This is a genomic window from Streptomyces sp. WG7 (assembly GCF_049975785.1).
Classification (GTDB): domain Bacteria; phylum Actinomycetota; class Actinomycetes; order Streptomycetales; family Streptomycetaceae; genus Streptomyces.
This window is the reverse complement of sequence record NZ_JBNGGE010000001.1, coordinates 279,434-297,685: the sequence shown is the minus strand read 5'-3', so window position 1 is coordinate 297,685 and position 18,252 is coordinate 279,434. Positions and strand designations below refer to the sequence as shown.

Sequence of the window (18,252 nt, the reverse complement as noted above, 5' to 3'; positions counted from 1 at the left end):
GCGGGATGCTACACCCCGGTGGGCGGTACTGGAAGTGTCGTCCGGATATGCCATCCGGTCGGGTGAATGGCTGCTCCGATCGGCGAGGTCAGCGAGTAGCGTCGATCACGCCAAAGATCACGTGTCATTGGCGTAAACCGCGCCGCGGCCCAGTGGGCGCGCGGCGCGGCGACAGTACTCAGCAACTCGCCATCGGAGCAGACATGGCAATTCTTCAGGGCGCCACGGAATCATGGACCAAGTCCTCCTACTCCGGAGGAAACGGTGCGTGCGTCGAGGTCCGGTCACCGCTCGTGGCGGCACTCGCCGTCCGCGACTCGAAGGTCACCGAGGGCCCGGTCCTGGCGTTCCCCGCCGACGCGTGGAACGCCTTCGTGACCTCGGTCAAGAAGTAACGACTCCGCGCGCCGTCCGCCGGCACCGCCGACGGAGCCCTCTCGACCAGCTCGCCGACCTTGCCGAGAGGGCTCTGTTCAGTCCTGACCTTCCGTCACCCGGCCTCGCCCCCGCCTCAGCGCACGGGGAAGGCGATGTCACACACCGGGTCCTCGGGGCCCGCCGCGTCCCAGTCGGCGAAGTACACCTCACGGCACGGCCCCGCCACCGTCAGGCCCTGAGCGGCGATCCACTCCTCCACCGCCTCGAAGGCGGCCAGGATCTGCGGATGGGCCACCTGCGCCTTGGTGATCCGGGTGCGGGCCAGCCGCCGGGCCGGCTCCACCCGCACCCGCGTCTGCCAGGCCCGCCCCCGCTCCTCGCACCACGTCCGGGCCGCCGCCTCGTCGGTGACCGGCACGCACGACTCCGCCGGGCCGTCACTCTCCATCGACACCTCGGCGTGGTACACGACGAACGGCGCCGCCGTCACACCCCCGCAGCCCCGGGCCGCCTCCTCCAGCCGGGTCAGCGAGGCACCGATCCACGCCGGCAGCTCGTCCGCCAGCGTGTGCCGGGTCTCGCTGACCACCACCTGCCCGGGCACGTCCACCGTCTCGACCACGAACTTTCCGTACACCTCGGAGCTCCTCCCCGAAAGACGTCCACGGAGGTACTCGGCGAGCGTCCGCTGCCCGGCCACCCGGGCCTCCACTCCCGCCCAGTAGGCGTCGAGCAGACCGGCGGCGCCGGGCCCGTCCGCCCGTACCACCTCCGCGACCTTCGCGAGCGGCATGTCCAGCTGGCGCAGCAGGGCCACGAGCCGGGCGCGTTCGGTCTGGCGGGTGCGGTAGTAGCGGTAACCGGTGGCCTCGTCCACATGGTCGGGCACCAGCAGGCCCATACGGTCGTACAGCCTGAGTGCCTTGGCCGACAGCCGGGCCCGCGCGGCGAACGCCCCGATGGCCAGCAACTCGTCGTCGCGTGCATCGTCCACGTCGTCATCCTCCGTCACCGGGCGGCCCTTCCGCCCGGCGACGACGACGCTCGTGCCTGCCCCAGGGGCAAGGTCAACCAGCCGGCCCGGACCCGTCCGATCAGCCCGCCAGCCGTTCCTCCACGGCCGCCACGACCTCGGCCGACTCCGGCTCGGTCTGCGGCGAGAACCTCGCGGCGACCTTGCCGTCCCGCCCGATCAGGAACTTCTCGAAGTTCCAGCGGATGTCCCCGCTGTGCCCGCCGGCATCGGCGAAGCCGGTCAGCCGGTCGTACAGCGGATGCCGGCCCTCCCCGTTGACCTCCGCCTTCTCGGTCATCGGGAAGGTGACGCCGTACGTCGCCGAGCAGAACTCGGCGATCTCGTCGGCGCTGCCCGGCTCCTGGCCCATGAACTGGTTGCAGGGCACGCCGAGCACGGTGAAGCCCCGCTCCGCGTACCGCTCGTGCAGCCGCTCCAGACCGGCGTACTGCGGGGTGAGCCCGCACTTGGAAGCCACGTTGACCACCAGTACGACCCGGCCCGCGTACTGGGCGAGGTCGGCGGACCCGCCCTGAAGGGCGCCGATCTCGACGTCGAGGGGGAGGCCGTCGTGGTGCTGCGCGTTCTTTTCGGAGGTCGTCATGAACGGATGCTAGCCCCGCGCCTACCCGCTCCGGCCCGGCTGCCCGCTCCGGCCCGCGTCCCGCCTGCCCGCGGCCCGGCTGCCCGCTCCGGCCCGCGTCCCGCCTGCCCGCGTCCCGGCTGCCCGCTCCGGCCCGCGTCCCGCCTGCCCGCGTCCCGGCTGCCCGCTCCGGCCCGCGTCCCGCCCACCCGCTCCGGCCGCGTCCTGCCTACCTGCTCCGGCAGCATTCCCTCCCGGCCGCGTCCTCTCCCGGCCGTGTCATCCCCCTCGTTCGCCCGCCTCGACGAGCACCTCCCCGGCCGCCGTCCGCGAGTACAGCACCGACCGGCCCGCCCGCCGCCGCTCCACCAGCCCCGCGTCCAGCAGCACCCGCAGATGCCGTCCGACCGAACCGAGGCCCTGCCCGGTCACCCCGACCAGCTGACTGGTGCTCATCGGGGAGCCGAGCAGCACCAGCACGCCCGCCCGGGCCGGCCCGAGCAGCGCGCCCAGGGCGGCGGGCACGGCCCGTGCGCCGCCGTCCGCGAGGACACCGGCGCACGGATAGACCACCGCGTACCGCTCCGCCTCCTCCCACGACACCCAGCCGTGCCGCTGCGGGGTGATCGGTACGAGGACCAGCTCCGCCCCGGAGAGCTCGCGCGGCGGATACGCGTTCAGGTTGATCTGGAGCCGGCTGTCACCGAGCCAGCGCGTGCCCGGCCGCAGGGTGTCCAGCGCGGCCGCCCAGCCTCCCCGGCTCACCTGCGCGATCCGCGCGACGACATCGGCCTCCAGGACACGGCGACGCCGGTCCCAGTCCGGCCGTACGGCCTCGTCCCAGACGTACTCCAGCAGCGCGGCGGCGCGTTCGGGCAGGTCGTCGCGGTCCAGTGCGGCGGGGAGCGTCCCGGCGAGGGAGACGCGGAGATCCGCCCTGGCCTCGCCGGGCCGGGCCGCCCGTACCCTGGCGACGCCCTCCTCGAAGGTCTCGCCCTCGCGCGGGGCGGGGGTGAGGAAGTCGGCGATCCACTCCCGGCCGATCCCCGAGCGGACGAGCAGCGCGGTCACCGGATCGCCCGCCAGCCGACGCCGGTAGGCGGGCAGGTGGGCGTCCAGCCAGGCCCGCTCGCCCGGATGCCCGGCCACGTCGGCGTGCAGCAGCTTCAGACAGGCGAAGGTCTCGGCGAGCGGCGAGAGGACGAAACGGCTGCGGGCGAGCGTGTCGGCGCTGAGCTGCCACCACCCCATACCGCCCCACCCCCTCGGCTCTTCCCCGCCACCTTTCGCGTCCGCGCGAAACGATAACGGCGGCTCTCCGTGCCGCCGCAGACTCCCCGCATGCCAGACACGAGCCGCAAAAGCTACGCGGACCTCTTCCGCACCCCGGAGTTCAGCCCTCTCTTCCTCTCCTCCTCGGCCGGCATCGCCGCCCAGACGGTGAGCGGACTGGCGCTCGGCACACTGGTGTTCCGGGCGACCGACTCGCCGCTGCTGTCCGCGGTGAGCATGTTCGGCCCCTCGCTGGCACAGGTGCTGGGCGCCACGTTCTTCCTCTCCGGCGCCGACCGGCTGGCCCCGCGCGCGACGCTGGCGGGCCTCTCGCTCGCCTTCGCCGCCGCCACCGCGGCCCTCGCGCTGCCCGGCCTGCCGGTCTGGGCGATGTTCGCCATCGTCCTCGCCGAGGGACTGATCGCCTCGCTCGGCGGCGGAGTCCGCTGGGGCCTGCTGAACGAGATCCTCTCCAAGGGCGGCGAGAACGGGTACCTGACGGGGCGTTCGCTCTTCAACATGATGAGCGGCGTCATGCAGATCGCCGGATACGCGGCCGGCGGCGTCCTGGTGACCCTGCTGTCACCGCGGCTGTGCCTGCTGCTCGCGGCCGTCCTGTACGGCACCGCGGCCGGCCTCGCCCTCCGGCTGACCCGCCGCCCGCCACGCGTCACCGGCCGCCCCTCCGTGGCCGCCACCTGGCGCACCAACGCCCGGCTGTGGTCCTCCGCACCGCGACGGCACGTCTACCTCGCGCTGTGGATCCCCAACGGCCTCGTCGTCGGCTGCGAATCGCTGTACGTCTCCTACGACCCCCGCGCCGCGGGCACGCTGTTCGCCTGCGCCGCGCTGGGCATGCTGGCCGGGGACGTGGCGATCGGCCGCCTGCTGCCGGCCGGGCTGCGCCCGCGCCTCGGCGTGCCGCTGCTGGTGCTGCTGGCCGCCCCCTACCTCGTCCTCTTCCTGCGCCCGCCGCTGCCGCTGACGGCCGTACTGGTCGGCCTGGCCTCCGTCGGCTTCGGCGCGAGCCTGGTGCAGCAGGAGCGCCTGGTCGCCCTGACCCCCGGCGAACTGTCCGGACACGCCCTCGGGCTGCACTCCGCCGGGATGCTCACGATGCAGGGGGTCGCCGCCGTCCTGGCGGGCACGGTGGCCCAGTTCAGCTCCCCGGCGACGGCGATGACCGTGATGGCGGCCGCATCGCTCGCGGTGACACTCACGCTGACGGCGGCGAGCCGACGGGACGCGGCCGATGGAGGCCTGCTGCCGAGGCGGGTGGCAGGAGCGGCGTGATCCCGCGGACCGGACCGGGCCGGACCGGGCCGGACCGGTCCGGACTGCGGCGGACCGGACCGCACCGCACCGCACTCTCGGCCTCGATTGGGTTAAGGACTGCTCCGGAACACCTGCGCGAGCAAACCCTTGCATAGTCTAAGAGACTGGGAGGGGCGCCTGAGAACAGGGAGAAGGCGACTCCTGAGCGCTGCGACACCGGAGTAGTCATGACCGTGAAGAAGCCGCCGGCCAGTTCCAGGGCGCTGTCCTGGATGCCTGTGGCGGCCATGGCCGTGGTCGCCGTCGTGGACGTCACGGCCGGCCCGGGGGTGGGGCTCCTGCCCCTGGTGTCGCTGGGCCCTGCGTTCGCCGGTCTGGTCGGCGGCTGGCGGCGCACGGCCGTGATCGGACTGGTCGCGCTGCTGCTCTGCGTCAGCCTCGGCCTGTACAACGGGCTCTTCGACCGCCCCCGCGGCTACACCGCCATGGCCTCCGTGACCGGGGTGACCGGCGTCGGCATCGCGGCGGCCGTGATGCGTACGCGCCGGGAGGCGGAGCTGGCCAGCGTGCGGTCGATCGCGGAAGCGGCCCAGCGGGTTCTGCTGCGCCCGGTGCCACTGACCGCGGGCCCGCTGCACGCGGCCGTCTCGTACACCTCGGCGCTCGCCGAGGCACGGATCGGCGGGGACCTGTACGAGGTGGTGGCCTCCCCGCACGGCGTCCGGGTGATCGTGGGCGACGTGCAGGGCAAGGGCCTGGCCGCGGTGGAGACCGCGGCCAGGGTCCTCGGCGCCTTCCGGGAGGCGGCCTACGACGAGAAGGACCTGGTCGGGCTCGGCGAGCGGCTCGAACGCAGCGTCGCCCGCGAGCTGGAGGACGAGAAGTTCGTGACCGCGATCCTCGCCGAGATCGGCCACGACCACCGGGTCGTCCTCCTCAACTACGGCCACCCGGCCCCGATGGTCGTCCACCGCGACGGCACAGCCGACTTCCCGGAGCCGCCGGCCTACGCCCTCCCGCTGGGGCTGGCCGCACACGGCGGCCCCGGCCCGGAGCCGTACCCGGTGCCCTTCACCCCCGGCGACCAGCTGCTCCTCTACACCGACGGCGTCACGGAGGCCCGGGACGAGGAGGGCGGCTTCTACCCGCTCGCCGAACGCGCCCACCTCCTGAAGGACCCCGACGTCCACCGCGCCCTGGACGCCCTCCGCGAGGACCTGGTACGGCACGCGGCGGGGCCGCACCACGACGACGCGGCGATGCTGCTGCTGCGGTACCAGGACCACGACGGAGCAGGAGCGGCCCGCCCGTGACGGCCCGAAAGGACGGCCCCCGGCCCGGCTCAGGCGCGGCGCGCCCCGGCGGACGCCATCCCGAGCCAGGTGTGCGGGTTGCCCTCCCAGCACCAGCCGAGTTTCGGGGCCTTCTGGCTGATCCAGATCGCCGGGACCCGGCGGTCACCGCAGCGTGAACCGCCCAGCGAGAAGCACTTGTTCTTGACCAGGATCTGCGGCGTGTGCGTCATCAGCGCGATGCCCTCCTCGATGGTGAGCAGGCTTCGGCCCCGCCCGGCGACGGCGGCCATCGCGTCGTGGGGGACGACTCCGCAGAACTCCTCCCCGCGCTCGACGTCGAACAGCAGGTGGACACCGTCCCGGCCGGGCGGCGCGGCCTCCTCGGTGGCGACGAACCGCTCCAGGGAGCCGGGCTCGAAGGTCCGGTCGACGAACCCGGGCAGCCGGCCGCCGTGCAGGGTGGTCAGCGGCATGGCCTGCTCGATGGGGGCGAGTGCGCGGGTGACGACCAGGACGAAGGGCACCCGGCCCGTGCCGGCGGGGTCGTGCTCCTGGCCCGGGTCACCGGTGTGGGCCACGGCCTCGGCGCGCAGCGGCGCCACCAGCTCGGCGAACTGCTCCGGAGTGCGCCCGGAGAACGCCGGGTAGCCGAGCGCGGTGAGCGTGCGGACCTGCCGGTCGAACTCGGCGGCGGCGTCGAAGGCGGGGGTGCTGGAGGAGGGGGCGCTGGGGGCGGGGGTGTTGGAGGCGGGCGTGCTGGAGGCGGGGAGGTGCGTCCGGTCGGTCAAGCGAGGTTCTCCTTCGTGGCGATGGTCTCGATGTCGGCCGGGCTGCCCGACATGATCGTCCGGGCGTGGCGGGTGACCAGCTCGACCGGCCAGTCCCACCACGCGGCCCGCTGGAGCCGCGCGATGTCCTCGGCGTCGTACCGGGCGCGGATGGGCCGGGCCGGATTGCCGCCGACGATCGTGTACGGCGGAACGTCCCCGGTGACCACCGAGCCCGCGGCGACGATCGCCCCGTCCCCGATGCGCACGCCGGGCATGACGGTGGCGCCGTAGCCGAACCACACGTCGTTGCCGACGACCGTGTCGCCACGGCTGGGCATGCCGGTGACGAGGTCGAGGGTGGCCTCGGCCCAGGCGCCGCCGAACATGGTGAACGGGAACGTCGACACGCCCATGGTCGGGTGCTCCGCGCCGGCCATCAGGAAGCGGGTGCCGGAGGCGATCGCGCAGTACTTGCCGATGACCAGCTTCTCCGGACCGTAGGCGTAGAGCACGTTGCGGGTCTCGAAGGCGGTGGCGTCGTCGGGATCGTCGTAGTAGGTGAAGTCGCCGACCTGGATGCGTTCGTCGGTGACGAGCGGCTTGAGGAGGACGACCCGCGGATGCTGGGCGAGCGGGTGGAGGACGCCGGGGTCGGGAATCGCACCGGGGCCGGTCATGCGGGGACCTCGATTCTGGCCAGGGAGCCGGTTTCCAGGGCGCACCACAGGGCGCCGCCGTGCTGGGAGATGCCGTGCGGTTCGCTGTCGGGGCGGGAGAGCGCGTACGAGGTGACGCGGCCGTCGACGGTGATCCGGCCGACCCGCCCGCTGCCCCACTCGGTGAACCACAGCGCGCCGTCGGGGCCGGCCGTGACCGCGTGCGGCCGGGCCGCGGGGTCGGGCAGCGGGTACTCGGTGATCTCGCCGTCCACGGTGATCCGGCCGATCCGCCCGGCCCCGATCTCGGTGAACCACAGCGCCCCGTCGGGCCCCGCGGCGATACCCACCGGAGCCGCGCCCCCGGTCGGTATCGCCCCGTCGGGCCCCGCGGCGATACCCACCGGAGCCGCGCCCCCGGTCGGCAGGGGGTGGACGGTGCCGTGGCCGTCCGTGGCGATCCGGCCGACGGCGTTCTGCTGGTTGAGGGTGCACCACAGGGCCCCGTCCGGGCCGACGGTGATCGCGGACGGGAAGGCACCCGGCGCCGGGAACTCGGTGACGACGCCGTCCATGGTGACGCGGCCGACGCGGTCGGCCGCCGAGAGCGTGAACCACATGGCACCGTCCGGGCCGGCGGTGATCCCGAACGGCCCGCCCTCGGCGGTCAGGGGCGCGAAGGAGGAGTAGGAGCCGTCGGGGGCGATCCGGCCGATGCGGTGCGCCTGGTACTCGGTGAACCACATCGCCCCGTCCGGGCCCGGCGCGATCACCGTCGGCCCGGCACCGACCGGGTGGACGGTGACGCTCCCGTCGCCCGGATCCCGGCGGGCCACGGCGCCCCGGTGGACGAGCGTGAACCAGAGGGCGCCGTCCGGCCCTTCGGCGAGGGCGTAGGGGCCGGCGTCCGGGTCGCCGACGCTGAACTCCCGTACGGGACCGGCCCCGGTGCCGGTACCCGTGGTGCTGGTGCTGGTGTCGGCTCCGTCGCCGAGGTCGGCGAGGTCGGCGAGCAGCTGTCCGGCCTCCTCGAACAGCGCGGCCCCGTCCTCCTCGGAGAGGTGGAAGGCGTGCTTCATGCCCTCGTGGACGCGCAGGCGCACGCTCACCCCGGCGGCCTCCGCGGCCCGCGCGAACCGGCGGGCGTCGTCCAGCAGCACCTCGTCCCCGCCGGCCGCGACGAGCAGCGGCGGCAGTCCGCGCAGATCGCCGTACAGCGGTGACTGCGGCGCCTCCTGGGGGTCCGCGCCCGCGAGGTACTGGGCGCAGACGGACGTGAGGACGGTCCGGTCGATGACGTCCTTGCCGTCGTTGGCCGTCAGGGAGGCGCTGGTGAGTGCCAGGTCGGTGACGGGCGAGACGACGACCGCGGCGCCGGGCCGGGGCCCGCCGGTCCGCTCGATCTCCAGCAGGGCGGACAGGACGAGCGTCCCCCCGGCCGACTCGCCGAAGAACGCCACGCGCTCGGCCGGAACCCCCCGCGCCAGCACACTCCGCCAGCCGGCGAGGACGTCCTCCAGGGCCGCCGGGTACGGATGGGCGGGCGCCAGCCGGTAGTCCACCCGCAGTACGGGACGGCCGGTGGCCCGCGACAGCCGGCGGGCGAGGACTCGCTCGGCCTCCGGCGCGGTGTGGGCGAACCCGCCCCCGTGTACGTAGATGACGGCGCCGTCGCCGGTGCCGTTCCCCTCGATTAATTCATTCATCGGGAGTAACTTTACGCACGAGCTACTCTGACTGTCAACATAAAAATACAACGGAGGTAAGATTCCCTCATGGATCCGAACACACCGGCGGCGCTGGGCCTCCGTGAGACCAAGAAGCGCGAGACACGGCAGCTGATCTCCGACCGGGCGACCAGGCTCTTCATCGAGCGGGGCTTCGAGCGCACGACCATCGCCGAGATCGCCGACGCCGCCCGGGTCGCCAAGAAGACGGTGACGAACTACTTCCCGCACAAGGAGGACCTGGCCCTCGACCACCAGGACGAGTTCGTCGCCGCCCTGGCCGGCACGGTCGCCGCGCGCGAGCCGGGCGAGACCCCGCTGACGGCCCTGCGCGGCGCCTTCCTGGCGGCCGTGGAGGCCCAGGACCCCGTCGCGGGCTTCGCCGGCCCGGCCTTCACCCGCATGATCGCCGACAGCCCCACCCTCACCGCCTGCCTGCGCGGCCTCCACGACCGGCGGGAGGACGCGCTGGCCGCGGTCCTGGCCGAATCGACGGCCACCCCGCCCGACGACATCACGCCCCGCACGGCCGCGGCCCTGCTGGGCGGAGTCCACCGCGTCCTGTTCACCCGCATCCAGGAACTGACGCTGGCCGGGCACACCAATCCGGAGATCGCGGAGGTCCTGGCACGGGAGGCACCGCGCGCCTTCGACCTGCTGACACCGGCCCTCGCGGACTACGGGCGGTCCTAGCCGGCTAGAACCCGGTCCAGGGCCGGAGCTTCTCGGGGTTCCGCACCCCCCAGATGCGGGTGATCCGGTCACCGCTGACGTCGAACGACATCACCGCCACGGTGGCATCCTCCAGCCGCAGCACCAGACCGGGCCGGCCGTTGACCGTACGCTCCAGAAGCACCAGGCCGGGCGCCCGCTCGGCGAGCTCGACGAGGTAGTGCGCGACCCGTTCACCGCCTTCGACCGGGGCGAGCGCCGCCCTGACGCGGCCGCCGCCGTCGCTGATCGCCGACACCCCGGGGTCGAGGAGGCCGATGAGGGCGTCGATGTCCTTGGCGTCCCAGGCCTGCCGGAAGTCCCGGACGACACGGGCGCGCTGGGCGGCCGGAGTCGCCGGAGTCGCCGGAGCCCGCGACGCGCGCAGGCGGCGGCGGGCCGAGGTGGCCAGCTGTCGGCAGGCCGCCGGCGTACGGCCGACGATCTCCGCCACTTCGGTGAAGGGGTAGCGGAACACGTCGTGCAGGACGAACGCGACACGTTCGGCGGGGGTCATCGAGTCGAGCACGACGAGGAAGGCCATGGTGATCGACTCGTCGAGCGTGACGTGGTCGGCGGGGTCGGCGGCCCTGCCGCCGGGCCGACCGTCGGCCCACTCCGCGGCGTCCGGCAGCGGCTCCGGGACCCACTCGCCCACGTAGCGCTCGCGCCGGGCCCGGGCCGAGCCGAGCTGGTCGAGGCAGATGCGGCTCGCGACCTTCGTCAGCCAGCCGCCGGGGGCTTCGACGGCCTTCTGCTGCTCCGGGGACATGGCGTACCAGCGGGTGTACGTCTCCTGCACGACGTCCTCGGCGTCGGTCAGCGAGCCGAGCAGCCGGTACGCGAGATTCATCAGCCGGCGCCGCTCGCTCATGACCGCGCCCAGGCCCGGATCGAGCGGTCCGTCTCCTGGCTCCGACTGGGTCTTCATGGTGTTGCCGCTCCTTTGGCCGCGTCCGCCGTCACCAGTACGACGAGACAGCCCTCCGGAATGTGAGGCGGGGGCGTCACCTCACATTCCGCGGGGCTGCCTCGTCGTACTGCCAGGACCGGCACGGTCCCGCACACCCCGTCGCCACGGGGTGAAACGGCTACGCGGCAAAAAGGGAGATCACCATGACCGCCCGTCTCGACTTCTTCGCCCACCCGGGCTCGGCCACGTTCCTGAAGCACATCGTCTCGGCGGGCAGGGCGCTCGCGGACTCGGCGCTGCCGCCGGCGACACGGGAACTGGTGCTGCTCCGCGTCAGCCAGATCAACGGCTGCGGCTTCTGCGTCGACATGCACACCAAGGACGCCGTGCACGCCGGGGAGACCCCGCAGCGCGTCAACCTGGTGGCCGTATGGCGGGAGGCCACGGTGTACACCGACGCCGAGCGCGCCGCCCTGGAGCTGGCCGAGCAGGGCACCCGCGTCGCCGACGCCGCCGGCGGCGTCCCCGACGAGGTCTGGGCGAACGCGGCCAAGCACTACGACGAGGACCAGCTCGCCGCCCTGGTGTCGGTCATCGCCCTGATCAACGCCCTCAACCGCCTGAACGTCATCGCCCAGCGGCCCGCGGGCGACTACCGGCCCGGCCAGTTCGCGTGACCGGCGGACCCGTACCCCCTACGCCCCGAACCGGCGCGCGAAGCCAGGAGGGACCGAGCGTGACAGCCACCACCAGCCTCAGTGACCTGACCGGCGACTACGTCCTCGACACCGCCCGCACCCGCATCGGGTTCGTCGCCCGGCACACGCTGGCCACCAGGGTGCGCGGACGGTTCGACGAGTTCGAGGGCGGTGCGCGACTGGACGGCGATCACCCGTCGAGGTCCGGCGCACGGCTCGTGATCCGGGCGGAGAGCATCCGGACCGGCAACCCGCAGCGCGACGACATGCTGCGCGGCAAGTTCCTCGCCGCCGAACACCACCCGGCCATCACCTTCGCCTCGACCGAGGTGGAACAGGTCGGCCAGACCCACTACAAGGTCACCGGCGACCTGGACATCCGCGGCGTGACCGCCCCGGTCACCGTGGACGTCGAGGTGACCGGCGACGGCAGCGATCCCCAGGGCAACCTCCGGGTCGCCCTCAAGGGCGGCGCCACCATCGACCGCAACGACTGGGGCGTGAACTGGAACGCCGCGACCGGTGCCCTGGTCAGCCCCAAGGTGGTGCTGGAGTTCGACCTCAGCGCGATCCGGCGACAGCCCTGACCCAGGCGGGTCCGGGGACGGTACCGGCGTACAAGCTGTCACTCGTACGGACCGAAATCTGTCATGGCTGCTGTAGACATGCGGCAGGGATGGGTTTAACGTGTCTGTTGTAGCCAGGAAGTCAGTGAGGCGTGGCAGACACGAACTGCCCGCATGCAGGACAGAGGTTGTGCACGGCGGTGGAGTGGCGGGGCCGGAGCAGGTACCGGGGTCCCCTCGCTGACCGCCGGGCGGGTGGCCTTGTCAGGGCCGCCGGCAGTACGCAGTTCCGCAGTACCAGCAGTACCAGCAGTACCAAGAGGTTCAGCAGCAGGAAGAGAGAAGGAGGCGTACGCCATCAGGATCGCCCGGGCGAGAACGGTCCGCCCGGGTACCGCAGGCCCCGGAACGGAAGGTGGTCACACGGTCACGCATCCGCGATCCCCGCACTCTCCGCCCCCCGTCGGGGGCCGGTGCGGAAACAGAAGGCCGGCATCGCATTAGCCGGTCGGTGGTGTTACAAATCCCTCGGGGCCTTGGTGCCGTACGGCACCAAGGCCCCTCGACGCGTTCCGTAATCAGAGGTGCAGATGACCGCAGACACACCGCTCGACCGAATCGACGACGACGACTACCCCGCGTACACCATGGGGCGGGCGGCGGAGATGCTCGGCACCACGCCCGCCTTCCTGCGGGCGCTCGGTGAAGCCCGGCTGATCACGCCCCTGCGCTCCGAGGGCGGCCACCGCCGCTACTCCCGCTACCAGCTGCGTATCGCCGCCCGGGCCCGCGAGATGGTCGACCAGGGCACCTCCATCGAGGCCGCGTGCCGCATCATCATCCTGGAGGACCAGCTCGAAGAGGCCAAGCGCATCAACGACGAACTGCGACGCGGTGGCGTCGGGTCCGGTCACCAGGCGGGTGCCTGACTTGTACGTGGACGCCAGGCCGGGGAGACGGGTGCCGGCGGTGACCGCAGACCGGGACGGTCCCGGGGGGATCCCCCTGGGGGAGCGCCGGCCGGACGGGCGGGCGCATAGAATCCGGTCTCATGCCGAAGCCTGACGAGCTGATCGTTGACATTGTCGCCCTTGTGGAGTCCGGGCAGAGCAGTCAGATGTCCCTGACCGTGGTCACCGGTGGTGCTGTCATCACCGGTCGCCTGGCTCCCGAAGCCGTGTGGAGGCAGCGGGTGGCGGAAGTGCTGACGGACTCCGCCAGCCTGGGCGAGTTCGCCGCCGTCTTCGACACCTCCGTGAAGAGGGCCGGACCACCCACGCACCTGCACTTCCACGTCGCCCGGATCCTGCAGGGCACGGTGGGAATCCCGGAGACGGGCGGGATGTACCGCGTCGCGATCGAGGACGTCAGCGCCTGGACCGTGGGTGACTTCAGCTACTCCGACCACTGACCCGCCGCTGTCCGGCTCGTGCGAAGGGGGCCGGGGCCGACGGCGGTGAGGCGGCTCAGCGGGAGAGCGCGAGGACGCCCAGGGCGTTGCCGTGTTCGTCGACCACGGGCAGCGCCCCGAGCCGGCGGTGCCGCATCGCGTGCTCGGCCTCGGCCAGCGTGGTCAGCGGCGAGGCGAAGGGCCCGCCGCCGTCGGCGATGTCGCGCAGACGGACCCGGTCCGTGTATCCGGCGCCGTCCCGCACGGCGGCGAGCCGGGCCCGGGTGACCAGACCGGAGTACCGGCCGTCCTCGTCGCAGACGACGAGGTGACCCGTGCGGGCGGCGGCCATGACGGACAGCGCCACCTCGACGGTCATGTCGTCCCAGACCTGGGGCCCGGCGGCGTCCATGGCATCGGCGACCGTCCTGTGCGCGGGGCGGGTGCTCGCTGAGCGGGGATGCGTCTGGACCAGCGTCAAGAGGTGCCTCCTGCGGAGATGGGTGAGCTTCCTGATCAGGACGGTTACCGGTTGCCGTTCCTCCTGGTGCGACGCTGCCGGCGCCGTCGTTCGAGGCGCGGGCGGAACGGCCGTTCGCGGAACATTCCTCGATACGGCACGTAGCAAGGAATTCCGCGGCAGGAGCGGCATGGAGAACGAGAACGGGGAATTGCAGGGAACAGGCCGAACGGAATGCGAAGCGACCGTGCGCTGCGGCTCAGGTCGCGACGGAATGCATCGGCGGGGAATCTCCGAACGGAATCCGTGCCGCCGAACGGGAATCCGTGCCGCACTCCTGAAAATTCCCATCAGTCGTGAGAATTACCCGCAGTCGTCCCGTCGTCATTACGCAGTCGTCCCGCAGTCTCCCGCAGGTGCGAACACCGCGGGAAACCGGATGCAGCTGGGGCCCGCACCCCGAAGGATGCGGGCCCCAGCTGCGAAGTGCGGGTCTGAGTCAGGCGAGGACGATGTTCTCGGCCGTCGGACCCTTCTGGCCCTGAGCGATGTCGAAGCTCACCTTCTGACCTTCGAGCAGCTCACGGAAGCCCTGGGCGGCGATGTTCGAGTAGTGGGCGAACACGTCGGCGCCGCCACCGTCCTGCTCGATGAAGCCGAATCCCTTTTCAGCGTTGAACCACTTCACGGTGCCAGTAGCCATGTCTTGTCTCCTTCGGGGCAGTGATCGGCATCCGCACTGCACGGACGCCGCGTCGCCGCGATGATCACCCCGCCCGGAAAGACCGGCGCCAAAAGCACTTCCAGTGACACAGAGGCCGTCTGGGAAGAACATGGAATGTGGGAACCACAACTGCAACTTGTATCGACAGTAGCACGTCATGGCGGCCTGTGTGCGGTGACTAATTCCGCTCTGTTCGAGGCTGCAAGGAAACTGTCCGCACGTTCCGTCAAACCCTCCCCTCACGGGTACAGATATGATGCGGTCCAGACCCTGCTGGTTCCGTAAATCCCCGTGCTTCCCCTGCTTCCCCGTGCTTCCCCGTACGCGAAATGCGCACTGTGCCTTTTCAGCGGTGTGCCTCACTCCGCGTTGCCACCCGTGACACGGGACGGAGAGGCGACCGGCGCGGCCGATCGGATCGGGCACAGGATGTCGGGTCGGGGGAAGGGACTCCTCCCTAGCGTGGTGAGCACGAAGAGGAAGGAGACCGGGAGTGCTGGAGCGCCTCAACCAGACCCTGGAGTACATCGAGCACCGCCTCGACCAGCAGGTCGACGTGACCGAGGCGGCGCGCATCGCGGCCACCTCGGAATACCACCTGCGCCGGATGTTCTCCGCGCTCGCGGGCATGCCGCTGTCGGAGTACGTACGGCGTCGTCGGCTCACCGTCGCGGGTGCCGAGGTGCTCGCGGGGCGTGAGTCCCTGCTGGAGGTCGCGGTGCGCTACGGATACGGCTCGGGCGAGGCGTTCGCCCGGGCGTTCCGTGCCATGCACGGCATCGGCCCGGGCGAGGCCCGGCGCACCGGCGCCGCGCTCGTCTCCCAACCCCGGTTGGCCTTCCGCCTCACCGTCGAAGGGAACAGCAGCATGCGCTACCGCGTAGTGGACAGGCCGGACTTCAGCGTCGTCGGCCTCAAGGCCCGGGTTCCACTGGTGCACACGGGACCGAACCGGGCGATCGTCGACTTCGTCCGCGGGATCAGCCCGCAGACGCTGGAAGTCCTGGCGGAACTCTCGGACCAGGAGCCGCAGGGCATCGTCGCGGCCTGCGACGACCTCGACCCGAGCCGCGCCGAAGGCACCGAACTCGACTACTACCACGGGGTGATCACGTCAGCGGCCGCCCCGGAGGGCACCACGGCGCTGTCCGTCCCGGCCGGCACCTGGGCGGTCTTCACCACCTCCGGGCCGGCGCCACAGGCCATCCAGGAACTGTGGCGGGACGTGTTCACCCAGTGGTTCCCGTCCAACCCGTACCGCAGCCGCCCCGGCCCCGAGATCCTGCGCACCCGCCTGTCCCCGGACGGCGCCGAAGCCGACGCCGAGCTGTGGCTCCCGGTGGAGCGGGACCAGGGGTGAACACGGCGACGCCCCTGTCGGGGTGAGCCCGTGACCGAGGGCTCCGGGCGGCCGGAGAAGACTGCCCGAAGCACCCGGCGAGCGCCGGCCCGGGAGGAGACCCTCCCGGGCCGGCCCTCGCGAACTCGTGAGCACCGCTCGACCCACGCGGACGAGAACGCATCACCTCGGCGGAGCGGACCCGGAGGACTCGGGCGGCGCCTTGGCCTGTGCCTCTATCCTGCGGTCATGTCGGAGCAGACGGCCGTGCGACGGACCATCGAAGCCCTGTTCACCTCACCGCGCTCATTGTCCGAGGCGGCGGTCGCGCTGCCGAGGAGCACGGGGCTGTACGCCTGGTGGGCGCCGCCGAGTGTCCTCCCGTCGTTCTCCGGGCCGGTGAACTCCGCGGACCCCGAGCGTCGGCTGCTGTACCTCGGCAAGGCCACTCGGCTGCGGAGCCGTATCACGTCGAACCACCTGAGGCGTTCCGGTAGTTCGACGCTGCGACGGACGCTCGCGGGGCTGCTCATGCCCACCGAGGGCTACCGGACGGTGTGGACGGACCGGGTGGTCCTCGTCCCGGAGGACGAGGAGCGTCTCACCGAATGGATGCGCGAACACCTTGCCGTCACGTGGGTCGAGCACCCCGATCCGCTGTCGGTCGAGGGGGAGTTGATCTCCGAGCTGGGGCCGCCGCTCAACGTCGACGGTGCGGGGGAGGGCGCCGCGCTCGACGCGGTGAGGGAGGCGCGGGCTCGGTACTACGCGAGTGCCGGGCCCCGGCCGGCCGCGTAGGTACGCGTCCCCGTATGCGTCGTCCCCGTATGCGTCGTCCCTGTATGCGGCGTCACGTCGTCCGTGGAGCTACTGCCGGCCTTCGGCCTCTGGTCTAGGCGTCCCGTAGACGTATGCGAGGGCGGTGTCCAGGAGGTGGCGCAGTTGGGCCGGTGTCGGGGCGACGGCGGTGGCGAGGAGGGCCTGGGGGTCGGCGAGGGGGGTCAGTACCGCGTGTCCCTCTGCCGGGTCGTCGCCGATGACGTGCGGTTCCCGGGGCGTGTCCAGCTTCGGGTCGACCAGGAGGAGCTGTCCGGTGGCGTGGTGGCTTCCGAGGACGGCGGGGCCGTCCCATGCCGGTGCCGGGCCGCCGTAGGCGGTGTGCTGGTCGAGGAGCGGTCGTCCGCCGCGGCGGACGGTCAGGCGGGTGGTGAGGTGGCCCGGCGGTTCGCCCGAGCGGCCCAGGAGCTGTTCTTCTCGCATGAGCAGGTGGGAGGTGGGGGCGAGGTCGACGGCGAACGTCTGGTGCAGGGTGCTGTCCCGGGTACTGATCAGGGGCTCGGGCAGCCAGTGCAGGGTCGCGTGGTCGCCCACCCTGAACCGCAGGTCGTAGGTGGCCGGGGCGGTGGTGGGACCGCGCAGGGCGATGGTCGCGGCTGCGCCGGTCACCTCCAGCCGGGCGCATGTCCCGGCGGTGATGTCGAGGGCGAGCCGGTCTCCGCCGAGCGGCGCGCTCATCGCGCCGAGTACGCAGACGCGCGCCTGGTCTCCGCGGGCCCGTAGTCGGCGCAGGTGGAAGGGGCCGTCGTTGTGCAGGAGGGGGACCGTCGTGGTGCGGCCGTTGTGGGCGGCCCGGATTCGGGCGGTGGCGGCGACTCCGGACGGGTGCGCCGGGGCGGGACCGGCGAAGCGCCGGCGGTGTGGCGCACCGTCGGATTCGAGGGGTTCGCCGGCCGGCGCCGGGACCACGGTCGCCGTCCGCACGGTGGTGGCGCTCACCGGGTGGTTCCGGCGGTGTGCCAGGCGGCGAGGCAGCCGGTGACCCAGTCGGCGACCGGTCGGACGCCGTCGGTGCCGGTGAGGCTGGTGAAGGCGTACGGCAGGTCCTTGCGCTGCTTGCGGGTGTCGGCCCTCATGGTGTCCAGGTCGACGCCGACGTAGGGGGCGAGATCGGTCTTGTTGACGACGAGGAGGTCGGCGGTGGTGATGCCGGGGCCGCCCTTGCGGGGGATGTCGTCGCCGCTGGCCACGTCGATGACGAAGACCTGGGTGTCGACGAGTCCGCGGGAGAAGGTGGCGGTGAGGTTGTCCCCGCCGGACTCGATGAGGATCAGGTCGAGCGGGTGCAGGGTCTGCTCGAGGTGCTCGACCGCTTCCAGGTTGGCGGAGATGTCGTCGCGGATGGCGGTGTGCGGGCAGGCTCCCGTCTCCACGGCGGTGATCCGCTCGGGCGGCAGTACGGCCTCGCGGCGGAGGAAGGCGGCGTCCTCCTGCGTGTAGATGTCGTTGGTGACCACGGCGATGGAGAGCCGGTCGCGCAGGGTGCGGCACAGTGCGGCCACGGTCGCGGTCTTGCCCGAGCCGACGGGCCCGCCGAAGCCGATGCGCAGGGCGCGGCGGCTGCCGTCGGCGAGCAGCGGTTCGGCGCCGCTGTGGGTGTGGCGGTGCGGCATGGTCACGGGGTGGTCGAGATGCACAGGATG

20 protein-coding genes and 2 pseudogenes are annotated in these 18,252 nt (G+C 72.3%); 10 read left to right on the top strand and 12 right to left on the bottom strand.

Going from position 1 to position 18,252, the window contains the following annotated elements; all coding sequences use genetic code 11:
- Positions 1-203: 203 nt before the first annotated feature.
- The gene (locus ACP4J0_RS01325; protein ID WP_398133892.1) at positions 204-395 is read left to right on the top strand and encodes a DUF397 domain-containing protein; all 192 of its coding nucleotides are present in this window, start codon (positions 204-206) and stop codon (positions 393-395) included.
- Between the two features lie 116 nt (positions 396-511).
- On the opposite strand, the gene ACP4J0_RS01320 is transcribed toward ACP4J0_RS01325, so the two are convergent.
- The 3 genes from ACP4J0_RS01320 to ACP4J0_RS01310 form a co-directional block, all read right to left on the bottom strand.
- Positions 512-1,372: a MerR family transcriptional regulator gene (locus tag ACP4J0_RS01320; protein ID WP_426596719.1), complete on the bottom strand. Its 861-nt coding sequence runs from the start codon at positions 1,370-1,372 to the stop codon at positions 512-514.
- 100 nt (positions 1,373-1,472) lie between these two features.
- A complete protein-coding gene (locus tag ACP4J0_RS01315) occupies positions 1,473-1,997 on the bottom strand; it encodes a glutathione peroxidase (RefSeq protein WP_426596718.1) in 525 nt (174 codons plus the stop codon).
- 258 nt (positions 1,998-2,255) lie between these two features.
- The gene (locus ACP4J0_RS01310; protein WP_426596717.1) at positions 2,256-3,227 is read right to left on the bottom strand and encodes an ArsR family transcriptional regulator; all 972 of its coding nucleotides are present in this window, start codon (positions 3,225-3,227) and stop codon (positions 2,256-2,258) included.
- 90 nt (positions 3,228-3,317) lie between these two features.
- Here ACP4J0_RS01310 and ACP4J0_RS01305 point away from each other — a divergent pair, with 90 nt between their 5' ends.
- Together ACP4J0_RS01305 and ACP4J0_RS01300 are read left to right on the top strand one after the other, a co-directional pair.
- Positions 3,318-4,541 (top strand): MFS transporter, encoded by a 1,224-nt coding sequence (locus ACP4J0_RS01305; RefSeq protein ID WP_426596716.1) that lies wholly within the window; start codon positions 3,318-3,320, stop codon positions 4,539-4,541.
- A 209-nt stretch (positions 4,542-4,750) separates the two neighbouring features.
- Complete coding sequence (locus tag ACP4J0_RS01300) at positions 4,751-5,836, top strand: PP2C family protein-serine/threonine phosphatase (RefSeq protein WP_426596715.1); 1,086 nt, start codon at positions 4,751-4,753, stop codon at positions 5,834-5,836.
- Positions 5,837-5,865: 29 nt separating this feature from the next.
- Here ACP4J0_RS01300 and ACP4J0_RS01295 read toward each other — a convergent pair whose 3' ends face one another.
- The 4 genes and pseudogenes from ACP4J0_RS01295 to ACP4J0_RS01280 all read right to left on the bottom strand — a co-directional run.
- Positions 5,866-6,606, bottom strand: coding sequence for a DUF5701 family protein (locus ACP4J0_RS01295; RefSeq protein ID WP_426596714.1), 741 nt, complete (start codon positions 6,604-6,606; stop codon positions 5,866-5,868).
- The gene (locus tag ACP4J0_RS01290) at positions 6,603-7,265 is read right to left on the bottom strand and encodes a CatB-related O-acetyltransferase (protein WP_426596713.1); all 663 of its coding nucleotides are present in this window, start codon (positions 7,263-7,265) and stop codon (positions 6,603-6,605) included. The genes ACP4J0_RS01295 and ACP4J0_RS01290 overlap by 4 nt, the downstream gene beginning before the upstream one ends.
- A pseudogene (locus ACP4J0_RS01285) lies at positions 7,262-8,179 on the bottom strand (virginiamycin B lyase family protein); the annotation flags it as partial. The pseudogene ACP4J0_RS01285 and the gene ACP4J0_RS01290, both read right to left, overlap by 4 nt.
- A 138-nt stretch (positions 8,180-8,317) precedes the next feature.
- Positions 8,318-8,950: pseudogene (locus ACP4J0_RS01280) on the bottom strand (alpha/beta hydrolase); the annotation flags it as partial.
- Positions 8,951-9,019: 69 nt separating this feature from the next.
- Between ACP4J0_RS01280 and ACP4J0_RS01275 the strand changes: the two are divergent.
- Positions 9,020-9,664: a TetR family transcriptional regulator gene (locus ACP4J0_RS01275; protein WP_426596712.1), complete on the top strand. Its 645-nt coding sequence runs from the start codon at positions 9,020-9,022 to the stop codon at positions 9,662-9,664.
- A gap of 4 nt (positions 9,665-9,668) precedes the next feature.
- On the opposite strand, the gene sigJ is transcribed toward ACP4J0_RS01275, so the two are convergent.
- Complete coding sequence (gene sigJ / locus ACP4J0_RS01270; RefSeq protein WP_426596711.1) at positions 9,669-10,613, bottom strand: RNA polymerase sigma factor SigJ; 945 nt, start codon at positions 10,611-10,613, stop codon at positions 9,669-9,671.
- 185 nt (positions 10,614-10,798) lie between these two features.
- On the opposite strand from sigJ, the gene ACP4J0_RS01265 reads away from it, so the two are divergent.
- The 4 genes from ACP4J0_RS01265 (at position 10,799) to ACP4J0_RS01250 (ending at position 13,270) form a co-directional block, all read left to right on the top strand.
- Complete coding sequence (locus ACP4J0_RS01265) at positions 10,799-11,272, top strand: carboxymuconolactone decarboxylase family protein (protein ID WP_426596710.1); 474 nt, start codon at positions 10,799-10,801, stop codon at positions 11,270-11,272.
- Positions 11,273-11,331: 59 nt separating this feature from the next.
- Positions 11,332-11,880: a YceI family protein gene (locus tag ACP4J0_RS01260; RefSeq protein WP_426596709.1), complete on the top strand. Its 549-nt coding sequence runs from the start codon at positions 11,332-11,334 to the stop codon at positions 11,878-11,880.
- Between the two features lie 569 nt (positions 11,881-12,449).
- Positions 12,450-12,788: a MerR family transcriptional regulator gene (locus ACP4J0_RS01255; protein WP_426596708.1), complete on the top strand. Its 339-nt coding sequence runs from the start codon at positions 12,450-12,452 to the stop codon at positions 12,786-12,788.
- Between the two features lie 122 nt (positions 12,789-12,910).
- A complete protein-coding gene (locus tag ACP4J0_RS01250) occupies positions 12,911-13,270 on the top strand; it encodes a hypothetical protein (RefSeq protein ID WP_426520353.1) in 360 nt (119 codons plus the stop codon).
- Positions 13,271-13,325: 55 nt separating this feature from the next.
- On the opposite strand, the gene ACP4J0_RS01245 is transcribed toward ACP4J0_RS01250, so the two are convergent.
- Positions 13,326-13,730, bottom strand: coding sequence for a CBS domain-containing protein (locus tag ACP4J0_RS01245; protein ID WP_426596707.1), 405 nt, complete (start codon positions 13,728-13,730; stop codon positions 13,326-13,328).
- Between the two features lie 478 nt (positions 13,731-14,208).
- Entirely contained in the window at positions 14,209-14,412 is a 204-nt protein-coding gene (locus ACP4J0_RS01240; RefSeq protein WP_030039020.1) for a cold-shock protein, read from the bottom strand.
- A 514-nt stretch (positions 14,413-14,926) separates the two neighbouring features.
- Between ACP4J0_RS01240 and ACP4J0_RS01235 the strand changes: the two genes are divergently transcribed.
- Both ACP4J0_RS01235 and ACP4J0_RS01230 read left to right on the top strand, forming a co-directional pair.
- Positions 14,927-15,793: an AraC family transcriptional regulator gene (locus ACP4J0_RS01235; RefSeq protein WP_426596706.1), complete on the top strand. Its 867-nt coding sequence runs from the start codon at positions 14,927-14,929 to the stop codon at positions 15,791-15,793.
- A gap of 228 nt (positions 15,794-16,021) precedes the next feature.
- The gene (locus tag ACP4J0_RS01230) at positions 16,022-16,570 is read left to right on the top strand and encodes a GIY-YIG nuclease family protein (protein ID WP_426596705.1); all 549 of its coding nucleotides are present in this window, start codon (positions 16,022-16,024) and stop codon (positions 16,568-16,570) included.
- 69 nt (positions 16,571-16,639) lie between these two features.
- Here ACP4J0_RS01230 and ACP4J0_RS01225 read toward each other — a convergent pair whose 3' ends face one another.
- Both ACP4J0_RS01225 and ureG read right to left on the bottom strand, forming a co-directional pair.
- Positions 16,640-17,548: an urease accessory protein UreD gene (locus ACP4J0_RS01225; RefSeq protein WP_426596704.1), complete on the bottom strand. Its 909-nt coding sequence runs from the start codon at positions 17,546-17,548 to the stop codon at positions 16,640-16,642.
- Positions 17,545-18,246, bottom strand: a complete 702-nt coding sequence (gene ureG, locus ACP4J0_RS01220) for an urease accessory protein UreG (RefSeq protein WP_426596703.1) — start codon at positions 18,244-18,246, stop codon at positions 17,545-17,547. The genes ACP4J0_RS01225 and ureG overlap by 4 nt, the downstream gene beginning before the upstream one ends.
- Positions 18,247-18,252 lie beyond the last annotated feature (6 nt).